This window comes from Streptomyces sp. NBC_01317 (genome assembly GCF_035961655.1).
Classification (GTDB): Bacteria; Actinomycetota; Actinomycetes; order Streptomycetales; family Streptomycetaceae; genus Streptomyces.
On the sequence record NZ_CP108393.1, the window covers coordinates 523,288 to 541,388 of the forward strand.

Sequence of the window (18,101 nt, forward strand, 5' to 3'; positions counted from 1 at the left end):
TGAATCGTTTCATCGCGGCGAAGCTATGGGAGGGGTGACGGTGTGTCAACCCTCCGCGCGGCGGGTTGCCCACGCGGGGCGACGACCCGTCAGGAGGCGTGGAAATTGCCGTACGCACGCCCATTGACGCCGCTCCCCCGCGCCGTCTAGCTTCCCAGCAACCTCGTTGAAACCTTTCATGGAGGGTGGCGCGCACCCGGTCCCCACCGCTGAGGAGCCCTCATGAACGAGCCCGCCAAGGGCCCCGTCCCCGGCCCCGTCCCCGTGCTGGCGCTCAGGGATGTCAGCACGTCCTTCGGTGCCGTACGGGCCTTGCAGGACGTGTCCTTGCAGCTGTACGCCGGTGAGGCGCACGCGCTCGCCGGTGAGAACGGCGCGGGCAAGTCCACCCTCATCAAGACACTCACCGGGGTGCACCGCCCCCACCACGGCACGGTGCTCCTCGACGGCGAGCCGGTGACGTTCCGCGGTCCCGCCGACGCCCGGGACGCCGGGATCGCCGTCATCTACCAGGAACCCACGCTGTTCCCGGACCTGTCGATCGCCGAGAACATCTTCATGGGCCGTCAGCCGAAGCGGTCGCTGTCCCGGATCGACCGCAAGGCCGTACGGGAGTCGACGGCAGCCCTGATGCGGCGGCTCGACGTGGACCTCGACCCCGGCCGGCCGGCCCGCGGGCTGTCCCTCGCCGACCAGCAGATCGTGGAGATCGCCAAGGCGCTCTCCTTCGACGCGCGGGTGCTCGTCATGGACGAGCCCACGGCGGCCCTCACCGGCACCGAAACCGCGCGCCTGTTCGCGGTCGTACGGACCCTGCTGCGCGACGGGGCCGCGGTGCTGTTCGTCTCGCACCGGCTGGAGGAGATGTTCGAGCTGTGCGGGCGGGTCACCATCCTGCGCGACGGCCGCCGGATCTCCTCGGCGCCGCTCGCCGGCCTCAGCGAGGAGGACCTGGTCAGGAGCATGGTCGGCCGGGATCTGGGTGACCTCTATCCCGAGCGGGCGGCAGAGGTGGGCGAGGTCGCCCTGTCGGTGCGCCGGCTCACGCGGGAGGGGGTGTTCCGGGACATCTCGTTCGACGTCCGGCGCGGCGAGATCGTGGCCCTGGCCGGCCTGGCCGGCGCGGGACGCAGCGAGGTGGCCCAAGCCGTCTTCGGGGTGGACCGGGCCGACGCGGGCCGGGTCGAGGTCAACGGCGTCGCCCTCAGGCCCGGATCACCGACCGCCGCCATGGACGCCGGACTGGCCCTCGTCCCCGAGGACCGGCGGCAGCGCGGACTGGTCATGGAGATGTCCGTCGAACGCAACATCGGCCTCACCGGACTCGGCGACCTCGGCAGGGGAGGCCTGGTGCGCCGGGCCCTCGAACGCGGCCGGGCCACCGACTGGGCCGTACGCCTCCAGCTCACGTACCACCGGCTCACGGACTCCGCCGCCGTCCTGTCCGGCGGCAACCAGCAGAAGGTCGTGCTCGCCAAATGGCTCGCCACACGCCCTTCGGTACTGATCGTGGACGAGCCGACCCGGGGCATCGACGTCGGTACGAAGGCCGAGGTGCACCGGCTGCTCTCCTCCCTCGCGGGCGAAGGGCTCGCGGTCCTGATGATCTCGTCCGACCTCCCCGAGGTCTTGGGCATGGCCGACCGGGTGCTCGTCCTGCACGAGGGGCGGCTCGCCGCCGAGATCCCCCGCGCGGAGGCCACCGAGGAACGGGTGATGGCGGCGGCGACCGGGCGCGCCTGGAAGGCGGCGGCATGACCACCCTGACCGGCGGACCCACCACGACCCGCCCGGCGGACAGCTCCGCCCGCTCCTTGGCCGACGCTGTCTTCCGGGCCAGGGAGATCAGCATCGCCGGGGCCCTGGCCCTGCTGATCCTCGGTACGTGGCTCGCCAACCCGCGCTTCCTCGACAGCCAGGGGGTCAAGGACCTCCTCCTCAACGCCTCGATCCTGGTCCTGCTCGCCGTCGGCCAGTCGGTGGTGGTCCTCACCCGCAACATCGACCTGTCGGTCGGCTCCGTCGTGGGGCTCTCCGCCTTCGCGTGCGGCACGTTCGTCTCCGGCACCGACCACGGTGTGCTGGTGGTCATGCTGCTGGGGAGCGCCATCGGCATGGTCTGCGGACTGGTCAGCGGCGCGCTCGTCAGCTTCGGCCGGGTCCCCGCGCTCGTGGTGACGCTCGGAATGCTCTACATCATCCAGGGGCTCGACTACTGGTGGGCGCAGGGCGACCAGATCAGCGCCACCGACGTGCCGCGGCCGGTCCTCGACCTGGGCAGCGGCAGCGTCCTCGGCGTGCCGTACCTGCCGCTGATCACCGTGGTGCTGCTCGCGGGCACGGCGTACTTCCTGCGGAGCTACCGCTCGGGCCGGGAGCTGTACGCCATCGGCTCCAGCCCCGAGGCCGCCCGCCTCGCGGGGGTGCCGGTCCGGCGGCGGATCCTCGCCGCGTACGCCTTCTCCGGGGCGGTGGCGGGCTTCGCCGGCGCCCTCTGGCTGGCCCGCTTCGGCACGGTTGTCGCGGACGACGCGCACGGGTGGGAGCTGACCGTGGTCAGCGCGGCCGTCGTCGGCGGGGTCGCCATCACCGGCGGGGTCGGCACGGTGTGGGGCGCCGCGCTCGGCGCGCTGCTCCTCACCACCATCGGGAGCGCCCTGGTCGTGCTGAAGGTCGACGCGTTCTGGCAGGGGGCCATCACCGGCGCGCTGCTGCTCGCCGCGATCAGTGTGGACCGGATCGTGAACCTGCGGATGACCGCCGCACTGAGGAAGAGGAGCGCCCGCCATGGCCATGGCGCCTGAGACCGGCACCGCCCCCGGCTCCTCCGCACGTGAACCCGCCGGCGCGTGGGTCAGGGCCGCCGGCCCGCGGTGGGACACGGCGGTCGGTGTGCTGCTGGTGGCGGTGTTCGTCGTCGGCCTGGCCGGCACGGACGGCTTCGCGTCCGGCGGCAATCTCGCCTTCGCGTTCAACGACATCGCCGAAGTGGCCCTGATCGCCCTGCCGATGACCCTCCTCGTGGTGGCGGGCCAGGTCGATCTGTCCGTGGCCTCCATGCTCGGTCTGGGCAGCGCGCTGACCGGGGCGCTGTGGAACGCCGGGTGGGCCTTCGAGATGATCGTGCCCGTCGTGCTGCTGACGGGAATCGCGGGCGGGCTCCTCAACGGCTGGCTCGTCACCCGCGTGGGACTGCCCTCGCTCGCCGTGACGATCGGGACGCTCGCCCTCTACCGGGGCCTCGCCTCCGTCGTGCTGGGCAGCGACGCCGTGACCGGCTTCCCGCACACGTACGCGAGTTGGGCCGTGGACACCACGACGATCCCGGGCACCTTCGTCACGTACCCGATCGCGCTGTTCCTCGTCCTGGCCGTCGTCACGGGCGTGGTGCTGCACTCCACCGCCTTCGGCCGCTCCCTGTTCGCGATCGGCGCGCAGGAGGAGGCGGCGTACTTCGCGGGGATCCGCGTGAAGCGCTTCAAGCTGATCCTCTTTGTGGTCACCGGGCTGTTCGCGGCCTTCGCCGGCATCGTCTTCACCCTGCGGTACGGCAGTGCGCGCGCCGACAACGGGCTGGGGTTCGAGATGCTCGTGATCGCCTCGGTGCTGCTCGGCGGGATCGACTTCGACGGCGGCCGGGGCACGCTCTTCGGGGCGGTCGCCGGGGTGCTGCTCATCGGCGTCCTCAGGAACCTGCTCACGCTCAACGACGTGGCGAACGAGGTCCAGGTCATCGTGACCGGCCTGCTGCTCGTCGGGTCCGTCCTCACCCCGCGGGTGGTGGCCGCCGCGGTCGAGCGCCGGCACCGGCGTACGGCCGGCGCGGGGACCGTACCGCCGGAGTCCGAAGCGTCCTCCCCCTCTTCCGCGTCCTGACCCCACCGGTTTCGCCGAACCCTCCGAAAGGGCCCCTCCCGCCATGATGCTCCGTACCGCCGCCCGACGCCGCGCGGCCGCCACCGCCGCGGCGGCCTGCACGCTCGCCGTGGCCCTCACCGCCTGTTCCGGCACCACCAAGGACAGCGCGGCGAAGGACAACAGCAACGCGGGAGGCGCCGCCACCGCGAAGGCCGACCCGGACGCGCCCCTCAAGAAGGGCCTCAAGCTGGCCTTCCTGCCCAAGCAGGTCAACAACCCGTACGAGAAGATCGTCGACGAGGCCGGGATCGCGGCGGCGGAGGAGTACGGCGGGACCGGCAAGGAGGTCGGCCCCTCGGACGCCAGCGCGTCCTCCCAGGTGTCGTACATCAACACGCTCATCCAGCAGCGCCAGGACGCGATCCTGATCGCGGCCAACGACCCCAACGCGGTGTGCGGCCCGCTCCGGCAGGCCATGGCCAAGGGCATCAAGGTCGTGGCGTACGACTCCGACACCGCGAAGGACTGCCGGCAGCTCTTCATCAACCAGGCCAGTTCCGAGCAGATCGGCCGCGGCCTGGTGCGGAACCTGGGCAAGCAGCTGGACCACCGGGGGAAGATCGCCATCCTCTCCGCGACCCAGAACGCCACGAACCAAAACACCTGGATCAGCTTCATGAAGGAGGAGTTGAAGCTGCCGGAGTACCGGGACATGAAGCTGGTCAAGGTCGCCTACGGGGACGACGACGACCAGAAGTCCTTCCAGCAGACGCAGGGTCTGCTCCAGGCCTACCCGGACCTCAAGGGCATCATCTCGCCGACCACGGTCGGCATCGCGGCGGCCGCGCGCTACCTGAGCGACTCCTCGTACAAGGGCAAGGTGGTTCTCAACGGTCTGGGCACCCCGAACCAGATGCGCACGTACGTCAAGGACGGCACGGTCGCGCAGTTCTCGCTGTGGAACCCGGAGGAGCTGGGCTACCTCGGCTCGTACGCGGCCGCGGCGCTGGCCTCCGGGCAGATCACCGGCGCGGAGGGGGAGCGGTTCACGGCGGGCAGGCTCGGCGAGTACACCGTGGGCAAGGACGGCGAGGTCATCCTCGGCGAGCCGACGGTCTTCGACAAGAACAACATCGACACGTTCGACTTCTGAGAGGCGGGGGCGCGACGGCGTGTCGTACCGGCGGTGCGGTGCGTGGTCCCTGCCATCGTCGACCTTCCGGTCCGTCACGCCGAAGGAGCCGTCATGACCGTCCGTACCCCCGCCGTATCCCGCACACCCCGGATCGGGCTGGTCGCGGGAGGGCTCGGCGCGTACTGGCCGCAGTTCCCCGACCTCCTCCCCCAGCTCCGCCGCTCCGCCGCCCGGGTCACCGAGCGCATGCGGGAGTTCGACGCCGAGGTCATCGATGTCGGCTTCATCTCCGACGCCCAGGACGGCGCGGAGGCCGCGGAGAAACTGCGCGCGGCCGGCTGCGACCTGATCGTCGGCTTCCTCACGACCTATATGACGGCGAGCATGCTCGTCCCCGTCGCCCGGCGCGCCGACGCGCCCGTGCTGCTCATCAACCTCCAGCCCACGCCGTCCATGGACCACGCCTCCTTCGACACCGGTCAGTGGCTGGCGTACTGCGGTGCCTGCCCCCTCCCGGAGATGGCCAACGCCTTCGAACGGGTCGGTGTGCCGTTCCGCTCGGTCTCCGGGTATCTGGAGGACGAACGGGCGTGGCAACGCATCGGCCGGTGGATCCGGGCCGCGGGGGTACGGTCCGTCCTGCGCGACGGGCGGCACGGTCTGATGGGCCATCTGTACCCGGGGATGTACGACGTCTCCACCGACCTCACGATGGTCACCGGCAACCTCGGGGGCCATATGGAGGTCCTGGAGTTCGACGACCTGCGGGTGCGGGTGGAGCAGGTCGGCGACCGCGAGCTGGCGGCGAAGCTGGACGAGACCCGCGCGGTGTTCGAGCTGGCCGACTCGGTGGTCGAGGAGGATCTGCGCTGGGCCGCGAAGGTGGCCGTCGGACTGGACCGGCTGGTCGCGGACTTCGACCTCGACTCGCTCGCGTACTACCACCGCGGCCTGGACGCCGAGGTCCACGAACGGCTCGGCGCGGGCATGATCCTCGGTTCGTCGCTGCTGACGGCGCGCGGTGTCCCGGCGTGCGGTGAGTACGAACTCCGCACCTCGCTCGCCATGTTGATCGCCGACCGGCTGGGCGCGGGGGGCTCGTTCACCGAACTCCAGGCGCTCGACTTCACCGCGGGGGTGGTCGAGATGGGCCACGACGGCCCGGGGCATCTGGCGATCAGCGAGCACAAGCCGCTGCTGCGCGGGTTGGGGGTGTACCACGGGAAGCGCGGCTGGGGCGTCTCGGTGGAATTCGACGTACGGCACGGGCCGGTCACCCTCGTGGGTCTCGGGCAGACGCGGGACGGCCGCTACCGGCTGGTCGCGGCCGAGGGCGAGGTGGTGCCAGGACCGCTGCTGGAGATCGGCAACACCACTTCCCGGGTCGACTTCGGTTGCGATCCGGGCGAGTGGACCGACACGTGGAGCGCGAGCGGTGTCGGTCACCACTGGGCCCTGGCGACCGGCCAACTGCTCCCGGACCTGCGGTGTCTGGCCGGGCTGACGGGACTGGAGCTGGTGGAGGTCACCGTCTGACGCCGCCGGAGCCGGGGGTCCGATTCCGATGACAACCCGATTCCGACGACAGCCCGTCAGGGCAGTACGGCCGTGGCGGTACGGGCCGATCGGCGCAGGCGGGCGGCGTCCTGGCTGGGCGGGGCGCCGAACTGGCGCCGGTATTCCCGGCTGAACTGCGAGGAGTTGTCGTATCCCACGCGCTGGCCGACCCCGGTGACATCGCCGGGGTGGGTGGCCAGCAGGATGCGGGCCTCCTGGAGCCGGATCTGTTTCTGGAACTGGATGGGGCTCATCGCGGTCACCACCTGGAAGTTGCGGTAGAAGGCGGAGACGCTCATCCCGGCCATCCGCGCCACGTCCTCGACGCGGAACGGCTGCGCGTAGTGCTCCCGGATCCACCGCACCGCCCGCGCGACATGGCTGAGGCTGCTGTCGGCCAGGCCGAGTTGCCGGACGATACCGCCCTGCTCGCCGGTGATCAGCCGCCACAGGATCTCGCGTTTGACGAGCGGCGCGAGCACCGCCCGGTCGCGGGGCTCGTCGATCAGGCGCACCAGCCGGACGACGGCGTCGAGCAGCTGATCCGGAGCGTCGCTGACGGCGATGGCGGGCAGCGCGCTCCCGCCGCTCCGGGGGATGTCCCCCGGCCCCGCCCGCAACAGCAACTCGGCGACGGCGGCCGGCTCCAGCGTGAGCCCGAAGCCCACGGCCGGGTGCTCGGGGCTCGCGCCGACGAAGTGACCGGTGACCGGCAGGTCGACCGAGGTGACGAGGTACTGCCCGGCCCGGTAGTCGTAGACCCGCTCGCCCAGCGCGAGGCGTTTCTCGCCCTGCGCGATGACCGCCAGGACAGTGCCGGACATCGACAGCGCCGGCGGGTCCGACCGCTCGATCTTCGAGATGAGTACGCCGTCGACGGGCGTGGTCCAGTCGGGCCGCGCGTGCCGGAGCAGCAGGGTACGGAGCTGGTCGAGGTACATGCCTCCATTGCAGCACACCGCCGGTCACCGGATCCGGCGGAGGAGAGGATCGTGCAAGTGCCTGGGAGGATCCCTCTATCGTTTGCGCAGGTCAGGGCGATTCAATGGAGACACGAACCTCCCCGCTCCTCCTCTCCGTGAAAGAAGGCCCCCGTGATCGCCGCCTACGGATTCACCGCCACCCTGACCGCCAGACCCGGAATGAGCGACGAGCTGGTCGACGTACTGCTGACCGGCCTGGACGAGGGCAACCCCGGCGCGAGCGAGTACTGCGTCGTCTACCTCGTCTCCCGTTCGGCGTCCGACCCCGACGTCGTGCACGTCACCGAGGGGTGGACCAGCGAGGAGGACCACCACCGGATCTTCGCCGGCGAGGCCGCGCAGGCCATCGTCGCGCGGATCGCGGGAATGCTGGCCGAGGAGTCCGCGTACACGGACTACGTACCGGTACGCGGCAAAGCCGCTTTCTGAGCCCGCCGTCCCCCTCTCCCCCTCTCCCCACTCTTCGCCAAGGAACCCACCATGACGCTCGCCCGTCCCGGCATCGACCCCGAACTGCGCACGCTGATGGCCGACATGCCGCTCATGTCCGAGCTCACCCCGGAACTGCTGGCGCGGCTGCGCCAGTTCCCGCCGACGCCGGTCGACACCCTCCTGGAGGGCCTGGCGGTGGAACGACGCGAGGTCACCGTGCCCGGCGGGGACGGCGCACGGATTCCCCTGTCGGTTTTCAGCCCCGCGAGCGCGAACGACTCCACGGCGACCGGTCCCTCCGCCGGGGCGCCGTGTGTCTACTGGGTGCACGGCGGCGGGATGGTCATGGGAGACCGCTTCTCCCAGCTCGACATCCCGCTGGAGTGGCTCGACCTGTTCGGCGCGGTTGTTGTCTCCGTGGACTACCGGCTGGCGCCGGAGGCCACCGGCACGACTCTCGTCGACGACTGTTACCAGGGTCTGCTCTGGATCGCCCAGCACGCCGACGAGCTGGGTGTGGACCCCGCCAGGATCGTCGTCGCGGGCGCCAGTGCCGGCGGGGGTCTCGCCGCCGGGCTCACGCTGATGGCCCGCGACCGGGGCGGCCCGGCGATCGCCGCCCAGATGCTGGTCTACCCGATGCTCGACCACCGCAACGCCACCACGTCCAGCCGGCAGTACGCGGGCGGGCCCGGCGTCTGGACGCGCGAGATGAACGCGTTCGGATGGCGGTCCGTTCTCGCCGGCCTCCCCGACGAGGACGTGCCGGGTTACGTCTCCCCCGCGCGCGCCGACGACCTGTCGGGCCTGCCGACCACCTACATCGACGTGGGCTCGGCCGAGGTCTTCCGCGACGAGGACGTCGACTACGCCACCCGGATCTGGGCGGCGGGCGGCCAGGCGGAACTCCACGTCTGGGCGGGTGGCTTCCACGGATTCGACGCGCTGTACCCCGACGCCCAGGTCTCGACGGCGGCCCGCGGCTCGCGCACCGACTGGCTGGCCCGCGTCCTGAGGCGTGGGGCGTAGGGCCGCGCAGCGGAGGGGTGGATTCGCTTGCGTCGGGGTTGTCCCGAGCCGGCTGGACATCGGCGGCCTTGAACAAGAGCGCGCACGAGCGGACGGGCGTCGACCCCGCGATCGTCGACACCATGTACGGCGATACCGGGGTCGACCGGTCCCTCCAACGGGCCGTCGACATCCTCTCCTTGGCGGACAAGGGCTGACGAGGCAGCCAGGTCGCGGTAGGTCCGAGGATGCTGCCGGAGTGCGGCGAACGCGTCCGCTGAGCCGCCACGTACGGGCGGCTCACCGATCCTGTCCTGCGGCCATGCTCCGACCGGAAGGGTTCGCCGGATGGGTGGCTTCGCCTCGATAAGCTGCACGGCGTGATCAATTCGTATGTACGTTCCGGCGATGTCGATGTCGCGATAGCGGGCGCACGTGCCGGCGCGGACGTGGTCCGCGACCTGTACGGCCGGCGGCTGGCCCGCATCGACAAAGGCGACGGGGACTTCGCCACCACCGCCGATGTGAAGGCCGAGGAGGCGATCCTCGACGTCATCCGGGCCGCGCGGCCGGACGACGCGGTGCTCGGCGAGGAGGGCGGGCAACGGGGCGTCGCCGACGCTGAGCGCCAGTGGCTGGTGGACCCCCTGTGCGGCACGCTCAACTACGCCGTCGGCAATATGCTCGTGGCCGTCAACGTGGCGCTGCGCGAGGGGGCGGCGGCGGTGGCCGACCCGTTCAGCGGTGAGGTTTTCTTCACCGACGGGGAGACCGCCTGGGTACGGCACGACGGGGCCGGCGACGTACCGCTGACGCCCACGCCCGCCACCCGGCTGGTGGACGTCAACCTGGATCCGCCGTTTCCGAGTGCGCCGGGATTCCGGGCCGTGGATCTCCTGGCCGACCCTGAGTTCGCCGTACGTTTCCGGCCGCGCGTCGTATCCACGACCCTGGCACTGGCCTGGGTCGCCGCCGGCAAGCGTGCCGCGTACGTCACCGATGAAGGCGACCTCTCCCGGAACGTGCACTTCGCCGCGGGCATCGCGTTGTGCCGGGCGGCCGGCTGTGTCGTGAGCGGGATCGACGGCGCCCCGATGGGCGAGGGCCGGGGGCTGGTGGCCGCCGCGGACGACGAGACCCATGGGCTGCTGATGTCGATGATCCACGACGCACAATCCGCCACCGGGCGTGGAAATCGGTTGCGGTCCCGTGAGGTGGGCCGTTAGCCGCGAGGGGAGTCGGGTGTGGAGACCGGGGACGTACGGACCGCTCGGCTGGGTCTGTTGCTCGGTCAGTTCGACAAGGGGCGACCCGGAGATCCCGGCGAACGAGTACGCCGAGGTGACCCGGCAGGCCGCGGCGCTGATCGACCGCCGGCGCGAGAGTCTCGCCGCGTTACTCTCGAAGAGTGAGTCGGGACGGCGAACCAACCAACCTGGGGGCACCCCGGGTCTGCTCCGTCGCGGACGCGCTGGAGATCGTCGGCGAGCGGTGGACCCTGCTGGTCCTGCGCGAGCTGGGTTTCGGTGTCCGCCGCTTCAAGGACATCCAGATCAACACCGCGCCCCCCGTGAAACCCTCACGCTGCGTCTGCGCAAGCTGGAGGAGGCGGGGCTCGTCGAGCGCCGTCAGTACTCGCAGCATCCGCCCCGCGACGAGTACCTCCTCACCGCCGCGCGCCACGACATCGCACCGGTTCTCGCCAGCCTGCGGCAGTGGGGAGAGCGTCACGCCACCCCACTGTCACACCTCCGCTGAGCCGCACCGGCGGTACGTCCGGCTCCGCGCCGACCGCGATGCGACACCGCCGCCTACGCCGTGTCGGGACCGTCGAGGAAACGGAGCAGCACCGCGGCCTCGGCCCTGAGCCGCGCCGCCCGGTCGGCGTGTGCGGGCGCGGTCAACTGCGTTGCCGCCTCCAGTCGTTCGGCCACCTCCGCACGCACGATCTCCACCACACCGCGCTCGCTCAGCTCCTGCCGCGCCGCCTCGGTGGCGCCGGCGCCGGACGGGGACTCCTCCAGGGCGACACCTCGGAGGTGAGCCTCGTCCACCGGCACCGCCTCGGCGTTGTCCAGCGCGCCGAGTGTCGCGCGCAGCGCGCTCACCGCGGCCTTGTCGCGGGCGCGCATCGCTTCCGGCAGTGCTTGACGCATACGAAAACGTAGAGACATGCCGGTGACCCTATGGCGGCGCCCCTGGACTCACCAAACCTGCACGACACCCCAGCACACTTCTGATCGATCGATCACATTCGCCATCCGCACCCCTTGACGTGGAAATCTTCAAAGTTGATAGTTTCATCATCAAGGCAATGCTGCTCGGAGGTCGCGATGTTCAGAACTCTCACCCACGGTCGCAGAACCGCCCACCAGGACCTCCACAGCGAGGAGGGCGCACTGCGCGGCGAGCACCAGGGGCGGGCCCGCAACCCCGTGATCAAGGTCGCCGACCTGGCCTGGCTGGAATTCCAGAAGCCCGATCTGGACCGTGCCGAGGTCTTCGCCCGGGACTTCGGGTTCGCGATCGCGGCCCGTACGGAACAGGCCTTGTGGCTGCGCGGCACCTTCGCCGGCTCTCCCTGCATGGTGATCCGGCGCGGGCGCGCCTCGCGCTTCATCGGCCCGGTGTTCCGCGCCGCGGAACGCGCGGACCTGGACCGGCTCGCCCGCGTCACCGGCTCCGCCGTACGTGACTCCGACGCGCCGACCGGCGGGCAGTGTGTCGACCTGCTCGACCCCTCCGGCTTCCCGGTCCGGGTGGCGTACTCCGCCGAAACGCTGGCGGGCCTGCCCGGCCGGCGGGCGCTCACCCTCAACTTCGGTACGGATCACCGCCGCGTCAACGCCACCCAGCGCCCGCCACGCGAGCCGTCGCGCATCCAGCGCCTGGGGCACGTGGTCCTGGAGACGCGCGTGTTCGCGCGGGCCCTGACCTGGTACCTCGACACCCTCGGCATGATCGTCAGCGACTTCCTCTTCCTCGACGGACAGCGCGAGCGGGGTCCGACGATGGCGTTCGTCCGCTGCGACCGGGGAAGCGAACCGGCCGACCACCACACACTGGCCATGCACCTCGGTCCCGGTACGGGGTATGTGCACTCCGCCTACCAGGTCACCGACCTGGACACGATCGCGGCCGGGGGCGAGTACCTGGCCGAGCGCGGGTACCGGCGCAGCTGGGGCATCGGGCGGCACGTCCAGGGCAGCCAGCTCTTCGACTACTGGCGCGATCCCGACCACTTCATGCTCGAACACTTCGCCGACGGCGATCTGTTCTCCCGCGACGTCGAGCCGGGGTGGGCGCCGATGTCGGCGAGCGGGCTGGCCCAGTGGGGGCCGCCCGCCACCCGGGACTTCCTCGGAGCCACCCCGTCCCCGGCCCGGCTGCGCGACATCTTCGCCGCCCTGCGCGGCGACACCGAAATCGATCCCGCCCGTCTGACGGGTCTGCTGAAAGCGATGAACTCATGAGCACCAACGTCCTGCGCACCGCCGAGGGTTGGTGGGTGGTACGAGGCGACCGCGCCGTACCCGTCGCCACCCGGGCCGTCACCACCGCCGAGCTGATCGCGGACCGCCCCGCCGTCACCGAGGCCGTCGTCTCTTCCGAGGCGGGCACGCCTCTCGGCGACCTGGCGGTGCTGCCGCCGGTCACCGTGCCCTGCCGGGTGGTCGCCCAGATGGTCAACTACCGCAGCCACGCGCGTGATTCGGGCTTCACCGGCGACATCCCGCCCGCCTTCTTCCGCAAGGCGTCGGGCTCCGTCAGCGGCCCCCACGACAGTGTCGTACGGCCCCCTCACGTGAGGCTGCTGGACTACGAGATCGAGCTCGGCCTGGTCATGGGGGCGCGGCTGCCGATCGGCGCCGTCGTGGGCGAGGAGGATCTGCCCTCGTACGTCGCGGGAGTTGTCCTCACCAACGACGTCAGCGCGCGTGATGTGCAGCTGAGCAAAACACAGTTCTACGAGAGCAAGTCGTATCCGACGTTCACCCCGACCGGCCCGTACCTGACCCTGCTCGACCCGGACGATTTCGCCCATCTCCTCGACCTGCGGCTGCGGTTGTCGGTCAACGGCGATCTGCGCCAGGACCGCACTCTGGCCGACATGATCGTCCGTCCCGCCGAGGCGCTGACCCTGCTGGCGCGCTTCCAGACCCTGGCTCCGGGGGACCTGCTGCTGACCGGCACGCCCGGGGGCACGGCCCTCAAGGCCCCGCCGAAGGCGGTCGAGAAGATCGGTGCGCTGCTGCCGCCCGCCATGAAGTGGAAGGCCTTCTTCAAGAGCCAGGCCGGCAATCCGCGCTATCTGAACGAGGGGGACCTGATCACGGCGACCATCGCGACGCCGGACGGCAGGCTCGACCTCGGGGAGCAGCGCACCTCGGTTGTCGACGCGCGATGACCGTCAACAAGCCGCGCACGGCGGCCGAAGCGACGGCTGATGTGACGGATGACGTGACGGGCGAGGTCCCCGTGGTCCCCGTGGTCACGGAGGAGGTCCCCGTGGTGATCGTCGGCGCCGGGCCCGTGGGCGTGACCGCCGCCCTCCTGCTCGCCCGCCACGGAGTCCGCAGCGTTCTCCTGGAGCGTCACACCGCCGTCTACCCCCTGCCGCGTGCCGTCGCCACGGACGACGAGGTCCGCCGTATCCTCCAAGCCGCGGGCGTGGAAGCCGAGTTCGCCTCGATCGCCCGCCCGGCCGACGGGCTCAGGCTCCTGGACGCCCGCCATCGGGTGATCGCGGAGTTCCCCCGTACCGCAGAGGGGTCGCACGGATTCCCGGAGACCAGCATGTTCGACCAGCCGGAGCTGGAGGGCCTGTTGCGTGACGCCCTCGCCCGCCGCGCCGCATGCGAGCTGCGCCAGGGGGTGGAGGTGCTCGACGTGACGCAGGAGAGCGACGGTCCCGCCCAGGTGTCGTACCGGGCGGTCGAGGGCGACGGAGAGGTGCACTTCTTGCGGGCGAGAGCCGTCCTCGGTTGCGACGGTGCGAACAGTCTCACCCGTCAGGCCATGGGTGCGCGCTGGGAGGATCTGCGCTTCGAGGAGGAGTGGACGGCGATCGACGTGCGCACCAGCGCGTCCGTACGTACCTGGGGTGGCGTGGACCAGGTCTGCGATCCGCGCCGGCCCGCCACCTTCATGCGGATCGGCGAGGACCGCTACCGGTGGGAGTTCCGCCTGGACAGGGACGAGGGTCTGGACGGCCAGCATGGCCGGGAACGGCTCCGGCGGCTGGTCGCCCCCTGGATCGACCTCGCCACGGCCGACGACTTCGAGATCCGCCGACAGGCGCGCTACACGTTCCGGGCCCGGATCGCGGACCGCTGGCGCCGGGGCCGTCTCTTCGTTCTCGGCGACGCCGCACACCTGACGCCTCCGTTTGTAGGCCAGGGCCTCTGCGCCGGTCTGCGTGACGCTCACAACCTCGCCTGGAAACTGGCGCGGGTGCTCAACGAGGGCGCGGACGACACCCTGCTGGACACCTACCAGCTCGAACGCAGACCACACGCGAAACACGTGATCCGCCTCGCCGTCGCCACGGGCTGGGCCATGACGGGAGGGCAGGACGCGGCGGCCGCCGCACGCCGTGCCCTGGTCGGCGCGGCCTGCCGTATCCCCGGCCTGACCAAGGCCGCGGGCCGCGACCTCAGCCCGGCCCTCACCACAGGGCCGCTGATACACCGGCGTACGCGGATGCCCGGCCGCCGGCGCGAGCTGGCGGGCACCCACTGCCCCCAGCCGTGGGTCCGGTACGAAGGCCGGCGCGCCCGCCTGGACGACGTCCTCGGAACCTCCTGTGTCGTCCTGACCGCCGCGCCGTTGCCGCCCGCCGTACAAGCCGTCGCGCGGGGGATGGGCGCCCGGGTCGTCCACGTCCAGGACACCGGTGACGAAGCGGGGGTCCTCGCCGCCTGGCTGCGCGGCGGCGGGGCGGACGCGGCGCTGGTCCGCCCCGACCGGGTGGTCCTGGACACCGTTCCGACCGGTGGCGACCGTTTCGCCCACTCCCACAACTGGGCACCCCTGTTCTGCACCACCCGCCGCCCCCTGATCAGGAAGACGACAGCATGACGAACCCTGTCACTCCCCCACCGCCGGAGCCCTTCTGGACCCCGGACCCGGCGGACACCGCGGTCACCCGCATCGCCGACTTCGGCCGCTGGGCCGCCGCCCGCCACCCGGGCCTCGACCAGGCGGGCGACCCCACCGACTACGACGTGCTGTACCGCTGGTCCGTCACCGAACTCGAGGAGTTCTGGGGCGCGGTGTGGGAGTACTTCGCCGTCGACTCCTCGACCCCCTACGAGACCGTGCTGGCCGAGGAGTTGATGCCCGGCGCGCGCTGGTTCCCCGGCGCGACCCTGAACTACGCGCACCACGCGCTCCGTCACGTGAGAGACGACGAGCCCGCGATCCTCGCGCTGGACGAGACCGGCTCGGGGTACGAAGTCCTGGGCGGTGAACTCCGCGCCCAGGTCGCCGCGATCGCCGCCACCTTGCGGGACCTCGGTGTCGGCCCCGGGGACACGGTGGCGGGCTATCTGCCCCACACCCCTCACGCCGTGGTCGCGTTCCTGGCCACCGCGAGCCTCGGGGCCGTGTGGTCGGTCTGCGGTCAGGACTACGCCCCCGAGGCCGCCGCCGATCGTTTCGCCCAGCTCCGGCCCACCGTGCTCTTCGCGGCGGACGGCTACCTCTTCAACGGTACGGTCCACGACCGCCGCGACGCGGCCCTGGAGCTTGCCCGCCACCTGCCCACGCTCAACGCCGTGGTGCTGGTCGACCATGTGGGTCCGGGGTGGTCCGACGACCGGCGTTCCTTCCCCACGCTGCGGTGGGACGACGTGGTCACCCGCACCGAGGAACTGGTCTGCGCGCCGGTGCCCTTCGACCACCCCTTGTGGGTGGTGTTCTCCTCAGGAACGACGGGGCTTCCCAAGGGAATCGTCCACGGTCACGGCGGCGTCCTGCTCGAACACCTCAAGACCCTGGGCCTGCACTCCGACCTGGGACCGGCCGACCGTCTCCTGTGGTACACGACCACCCACTGGATGATGTGGAACCTCGTGGTCTCGACGCTGCTGACCGGCGCGACCGCCTGTACGTACGACGGTAGTCCCGCGCCCTTCGCCCGCCCGGACGTCCTGTGGGACCTCGCCGCCCGCCACCGCGTCACCGTGTTCGGCACCAGCCCCCAATACCTGCTCGGCATGGCCAAGTTCGGCATCGACCCGTCGGTGCACGACCTGTCCGCGATCCGTGCCGTCGGCTGCACCGGATCCACCCTGCCGGCCTCCGCCTACCCGTGGGTCGGTGAGCATGTCGGCAAGAGGGTCCAACTCGCCTCCACCAGCGGCGGAACCGACGTGGTGTCGGGCTTCGCGGGGAGCGCCGCCACGACACCGGTCTGGGCCGGCGAACTGTCCGCGCCCCACCTCGGTGTCGCTCTTGCGGCCTACTCCCCCGACGGGGACCCGGTCGTGGACCAGGTGGGTGAACTGGTGGTGACCCGCCCGATGCCGTCCATGCCGCTGTACTTCTGGAACGACCCCGACGGCGCCCGCTACCAGGACGCGTACTTCTCCACCTATCCCGGCGTCTGGCGGCACGGCGACTGGATCACCCTCACCTCCCGCGGCTCGGTCGTCGTCCACGGCCGCTCCGATTCCACCCTGAACCGCAACGGTGTACGGCTCGGCAGCGCCGACATCCACGACGCGGTCGAACGACTGCCCGAGATCGCGGAGTCCCTGGTGATCGGCGCGGAGGAGCCGGACGGCGGGTACTGGATGCCGCTGTTCGTGGTCCTCGCGGAGGGTGCCGTCCTCGACGACGCCCTGCGCGACCGCCTGCGGGACGCCATCCGTACCAGCGCATCGCCCCGTCACGTCCCCGACGAGATCCTCGACGTCCCGGGGGTCCCGCACACCCGTACCGGCAAGAAACTCGAAGTGCCGGTGAAACGCCTGCTCCAGGGCGCTTCCGCCGGGGACGTGGTCAACCCGGCGGCCGTGGACAACCCCGGACTCATCGCCTTCTACGCGCGGTTGGGGGCCGACCGCGCGCGTGCCCGAAGCGCCGGAGCAGGTGACGGCCGGTGACACCGACACCTGGCGCCGCGCCCACCCCTCCGCCACTGAACGGCGCTGTCGACGTGCACGCACACTTCATCACCCCGCGGCTGAGGGCGGCGATGGAGACGGCCGGTCACGGACAGCCCGACGGGATGCCCGCCATCCCGGACTGGAGCCCCGAGTCGGCGCTCGCCATGATGGACAGCACCGGCATCGCGGCGGCCGTCCTGTCGGTCTCCTCACCAGGAGTCGACTTCGGCGACCCCACCGGGACCCGCGAGCTGGCGAGAACCGTCAACGAGGAAGGGGCGGTTGTCGTCCGTACGTACCCGGGCAGATTCGGACTGCTGGCTTCCCTGCCGCTGCCGGACATCTCCGACGCGCTACGGGAGACACATCACGCCTTCGACACCCTGGACGCCGACGGTGTCGTCCTGCAAACCCACTACGCGGGACGCCATCTCGGCGATCCCGTGTACGAGCCGCTGATGGCCGAACTGGACCGGCGGGCGGCCGTGGTCCTCCTGCACCCGACGTCACCGCCGCACGCCGAGGCGACCGGCCTGGGATGGCCCCGGCCGATGCTGGAGTTCCCGTTCGAGACCACGCGCGCCGTGACCAACCTGATCCTGCGCGGCGTACGGGACCGTTTCCCCGGCATCCGGTTCATCGTCCCGCACGCCGGCGCCGTACTGCCCTCGGTCGCGGACCGTCTCTCCGTCTTCGCCCTGGGGGCCGGAGCCGAGTCGGCCGACGTCCTCGGAGCCCTGAGGGGGTTCTACTACGACCTCGCGGGCTTCGCTCTCCCCCGGTTGCTCCCCTCCCTGCTCACCCTGGCGGACGCCGACCGTCTCCTCTACGGCAGTGACTACCCCTTCACTCCCGACTGGGTGGCGGAGGGCCTGGCGGCCACCCTCGCCGGCAGCGACGTCCTCACGCCGGAGCAGCAGGCCCTGATGCAGCGGGAGACGGCGGCCACGCTCTTCCCCCGCTTGGCTTCCTCGGGGGCCTGACGCGAGCGAGGGCCTGACACGGGGCAATGCC

General features: G+C 71.3%; 17 protein-coding genes and 1 pseudogene. 16 read left to right on the forward strand and 2 right to left on the reverse strand.

Annotated features, from left to right (window positions below; translation table 11 throughout):
- Window positions 1-222 precede the first annotated feature (222 nt).
- The 5 genes from OG349_RS02195 (at window position 223) to OG349_RS02215 (ending at window position 6,529) form a co-directional block, all read left to right on the forward strand.
- A complete protein-coding gene (locus OG349_RS02195; protein ID WP_327232936.1) occupies window positions 223-1,758 on the forward strand; it encodes a sugar ABC transporter ATP-binding protein in 1,536 nt (511 codons plus the stop codon).
- The gene (locus tag OG349_RS02200; RefSeq protein ID WP_327232937.1) at window positions 1,755-2,804 is read left to right on the forward strand and encodes an ABC transporter permease; all 1,050 of its coding nucleotides are present in this window, start codon (window positions 1,755-1,757) and stop codon (window positions 2,802-2,804) included. The genes OG349_RS02195 and OG349_RS02200 overlap by 4 nt, the downstream gene beginning before the upstream one ends.
- The gene (locus OG349_RS02205) at window positions 2,788-3,876 is read left to right on the forward strand and encodes an ABC transporter permease (RefSeq protein ID WP_327232938.1); all 1,089 of its coding nucleotides are present in this window, start codon (window positions 2,788-2,790) and stop codon (window positions 3,874-3,876) included. Before OG349_RS02200 ends, OG349_RS02205 begins: the two co-directional genes overlap by 17 nt.
- Before the next feature lie 43 nt (window positions 3,877-3,919).
- Window positions 3,920-5,011: a rhamnose ABC transporter substrate-binding protein gene (gene rhaS / locus OG349_RS02210; RefSeq protein ID WP_327232939.1), complete on the forward strand. Its 1,092-nt coding sequence runs from the start codon at window positions 3,920-3,922 to the stop codon at window positions 5,009-5,011.
- Between the two features lie 93 nt (window positions 5,012-5,104).
- Window positions 5,105-6,529, forward strand: a complete 1,425-nt coding sequence (locus OG349_RS02215) for an L-fucose/L-arabinose isomerase family protein (RefSeq protein WP_327232940.1) — start codon at window positions 5,105-5,107, stop codon at window positions 6,527-6,529.
- A 56-nt stretch (window positions 6,530-6,585) separates the two neighbouring features.
- Here the strand turns inward: OG349_RS02215 and OG349_RS02220 are convergent, their stop codons facing one another.
- Window positions 6,586-7,491, reverse strand: a complete 906-nt coding sequence (locus OG349_RS02220; protein ID WP_327232941.1) for an AraC family transcriptional regulator — start codon at window positions 7,489-7,491, stop codon at window positions 6,586-6,588.
- Window positions 7,492-7,644: 153 nt separating this feature from the next.
- Between OG349_RS02220 and OG349_RS02225 the strand changes: the two genes are divergently transcribed.
- The 6 genes and pseudogenes from OG349_RS02225 (at window position 7,645) to OG349_RS34760 (ending at window position 10,731) form a co-directional block, all read left to right on the forward strand.
- Window positions 7,645-7,962: a putative quinol monooxygenase gene (locus OG349_RS02225; RefSeq protein WP_327232942.1), complete on the forward strand. Its 318-nt coding sequence runs from the start codon at window positions 7,645-7,647 to the stop codon at window positions 7,960-7,962.
- 51 nt (window positions 7,963-8,013) lie between these two features.
- Window positions 8,014-8,994 carry an alpha/beta hydrolase gene (locus OG349_RS02230; RefSeq protein ID WP_327232943.1) on the forward strand — a complete coding sequence of 327 codons (981 nt, stop codon included), beginning with the start codon at window positions 8,014-8,016 and terminating at the stop codon, window positions 8,992-8,994.
- 68 nt (window positions 8,995-9,062) lie between these two features.
- The gene (locus OG349_RS02235; RefSeq protein WP_327232944.1) at window positions 9,063-9,191 is read left to right on the forward strand and encodes a hypothetical protein; all 129 of its coding nucleotides are present in this window, start codon (window positions 9,063-9,065) and stop codon (window positions 9,189-9,191) included.
- Window positions 9,192-9,353: 162 nt separating this feature from the next.
- Entirely contained in the window at window positions 9,354-10,199 is an 846-nt protein-coding gene (locus OG349_RS02240) for an inositol monophosphatase family protein (RefSeq protein ID WP_327232945.1), read from the forward strand.
- Window positions 10,200-10,381: 182 nt separating this feature from the next.
- A pseudogene (locus OG349_RS34755) lies at window positions 10,382-10,516 on the forward strand (winged helix-turn-helix transcriptional regulator); the annotation flags it as partial.
- The gene (locus OG349_RS34760) at window positions 10,465-10,731 is read left to right on the forward strand and encodes a winged helix-turn-helix transcriptional regulator (protein ID WP_442806185.1); all 267 of its coding nucleotides are present in this window, start codon (window positions 10,465-10,467) and stop codon (window positions 10,729-10,731) included. The pseudogene OG349_RS34755 and the gene OG349_RS34760, both read left to right, overlap by 52 nt.
- Window positions 10,732-10,784: 53 nt before the next feature.
- Here OG349_RS34760 and OG349_RS02245 read toward each other — a convergent pair whose 3' ends face one another.
- The gene (locus OG349_RS02245; RefSeq protein WP_327238412.1) at window positions 10,785-11,105 is read right to left on the reverse strand and encodes a hypothetical protein; all 321 of its coding nucleotides are present in this window, start codon (window positions 11,103-11,105) and stop codon (window positions 10,785-10,787) included.
- Between the two features lie 201 nt (window positions 11,106-11,306).
- On the opposite strand from OG349_RS02245, the gene OG349_RS02250 reads away from it, so the two are divergent.
- The 5 genes from OG349_RS02250 to OG349_RS02270 are packed head-to-tail and all read left to right on the forward strand — an operon-like array spanning window position 11,307 to window position 18,070.
- Window positions 11,307-12,446 carry a VOC family protein gene (locus tag OG349_RS02250; protein ID WP_327232946.1) on the forward strand — a complete coding sequence of 380 codons (1,140 nt, stop codon included), beginning with the start codon at window positions 11,307-11,309 and terminating at the stop codon, window positions 12,444-12,446.
- Window positions 12,443-13,381, forward strand: coding sequence for a fumarylacetoacetate hydrolase family protein (locus OG349_RS02255; protein WP_327232947.1), 939 nt, complete (start codon window positions 12,443-12,445; stop codon window positions 13,379-13,381). The genes OG349_RS02250 and OG349_RS02255 overlap by 4 nt, the downstream gene beginning before the upstream one ends.
- Window positions 13,378-15,054 carry a bifunctional 3-(3-hydroxy-phenyl)propionate/3-hydroxycinnamic acid hydroxylase MhpA gene (gene mhpA / locus OG349_RS02260; RefSeq protein ID WP_327232948.1) on the forward strand — a complete coding sequence of 559 codons (1,677 nt, stop codon included), beginning with the start codon at window positions 13,378-13,380 and terminating at the stop codon, window positions 15,052-15,054. Before OG349_RS02255 ends, mhpA begins: the two co-directional genes overlap by 4 nt.
- Window positions 15,051-17,084: an acetoacetate--CoA ligase gene (locus tag OG349_RS02265; RefSeq protein WP_327232949.1), complete on the forward strand. Its 2,034-nt coding sequence runs from the start codon at window positions 15,051-15,053 to the stop codon at window positions 17,082-17,084. The genes mhpA and OG349_RS02265 overlap by 4 nt, the downstream gene beginning before the upstream one ends.
- A complete protein-coding gene (locus OG349_RS02270) occupies window positions 17,081-18,070 on the forward strand; it encodes an amidohydrolase family protein (RefSeq protein WP_327232950.1) in 990 nt (329 codons plus the stop codon). Before OG349_RS02265 ends, OG349_RS02270 begins: the two co-directional genes overlap by 4 nt.
- Window positions 18,071-18,101 lie beyond the last annotated feature (31 nt).

Bases quoted from the DNA above. Each gene is read 5' to 3' on its own strand.
- OG349_RS02220 (WP_327232941.1), bottom strand. From the start codon at position 7,491: ATGTACCTCGACCAGCTCCGTACCCTGCTGCTCCGGCACGCGCGGCCC.
- OG349_RS02245 (WP_327238412.1), bottom strand. From the start codon at position 11,105: ATGCGCGCCCGCGACAAGGCCGCGGTGAGCGCGCTGCGCGCGACACTC.
- OG349_RS02250 (WP_327232946.1), top strand. From the start codon at position 11,307: ATGTTCAGAACTCTCACCCACGGTCGCAGAACCGCCCACCAGGACCTC.
- OG349_RS02230 (WP_327232943.1), top strand. From the start codon at position 8,014: ATGACGCTCGCCCGTCCCGGCATCGACCCCGAACTGCGCACGCTGATG.
- OG349_RS02200 (WP_327232937.1), top strand. From the start codon at position 1,755: ATGACCACCCTGACCGGCGGACCCACCACGACCCGCCCGGCGGACAGC.
- OG349_RS02195 (WP_327232936.1), top strand. From the start codon at position 223: ATGAACGAGCCCGCCAAGGGCCCCGTCCCCGGCCCCGTCCCCGTGCTG.
- rhaS (WP_327232939.1), top strand. From the start codon at position 3,920: ATGATGCTCCGTACCGCCGCCCGACGCCGCGCGGCCGCCACCGCCGCG.
- OG349_RS02215 (WP_327232940.1), top strand. From the start codon at position 5,105: ATGACCGTCCGTACCCCCGCCGTATCCCGCACACCCCGGATCGGGCTG.
- OG349_RS02255 (WP_327232947.1), top strand. From the start codon at position 12,443: ATGAGCACCAACGTCCTGCGCACCGCCGAGGGTTGGTGGGTGGTACGA.
- OG349_RS02265 (WP_327232949.1), top strand. From the start codon at position 15,051: ATGACGAACCCTGTCACTCCCCCACCGCCGGAGCCCTTCTGGACCCCG.
- OG349_RS02205 (WP_327232938.1), top strand. From the start codon at position 2,788: ATGGCCATGGCGCCTGAGACCGGCACCGCCCCCGGCTCCTCCGCACGT.
- mhpA (WP_327232948.1), top strand. From the start codon at position 13,378: ATGACCGTCAACAAGCCGCGCACGGCGGCCGAAGCGACGGCTGATGTG.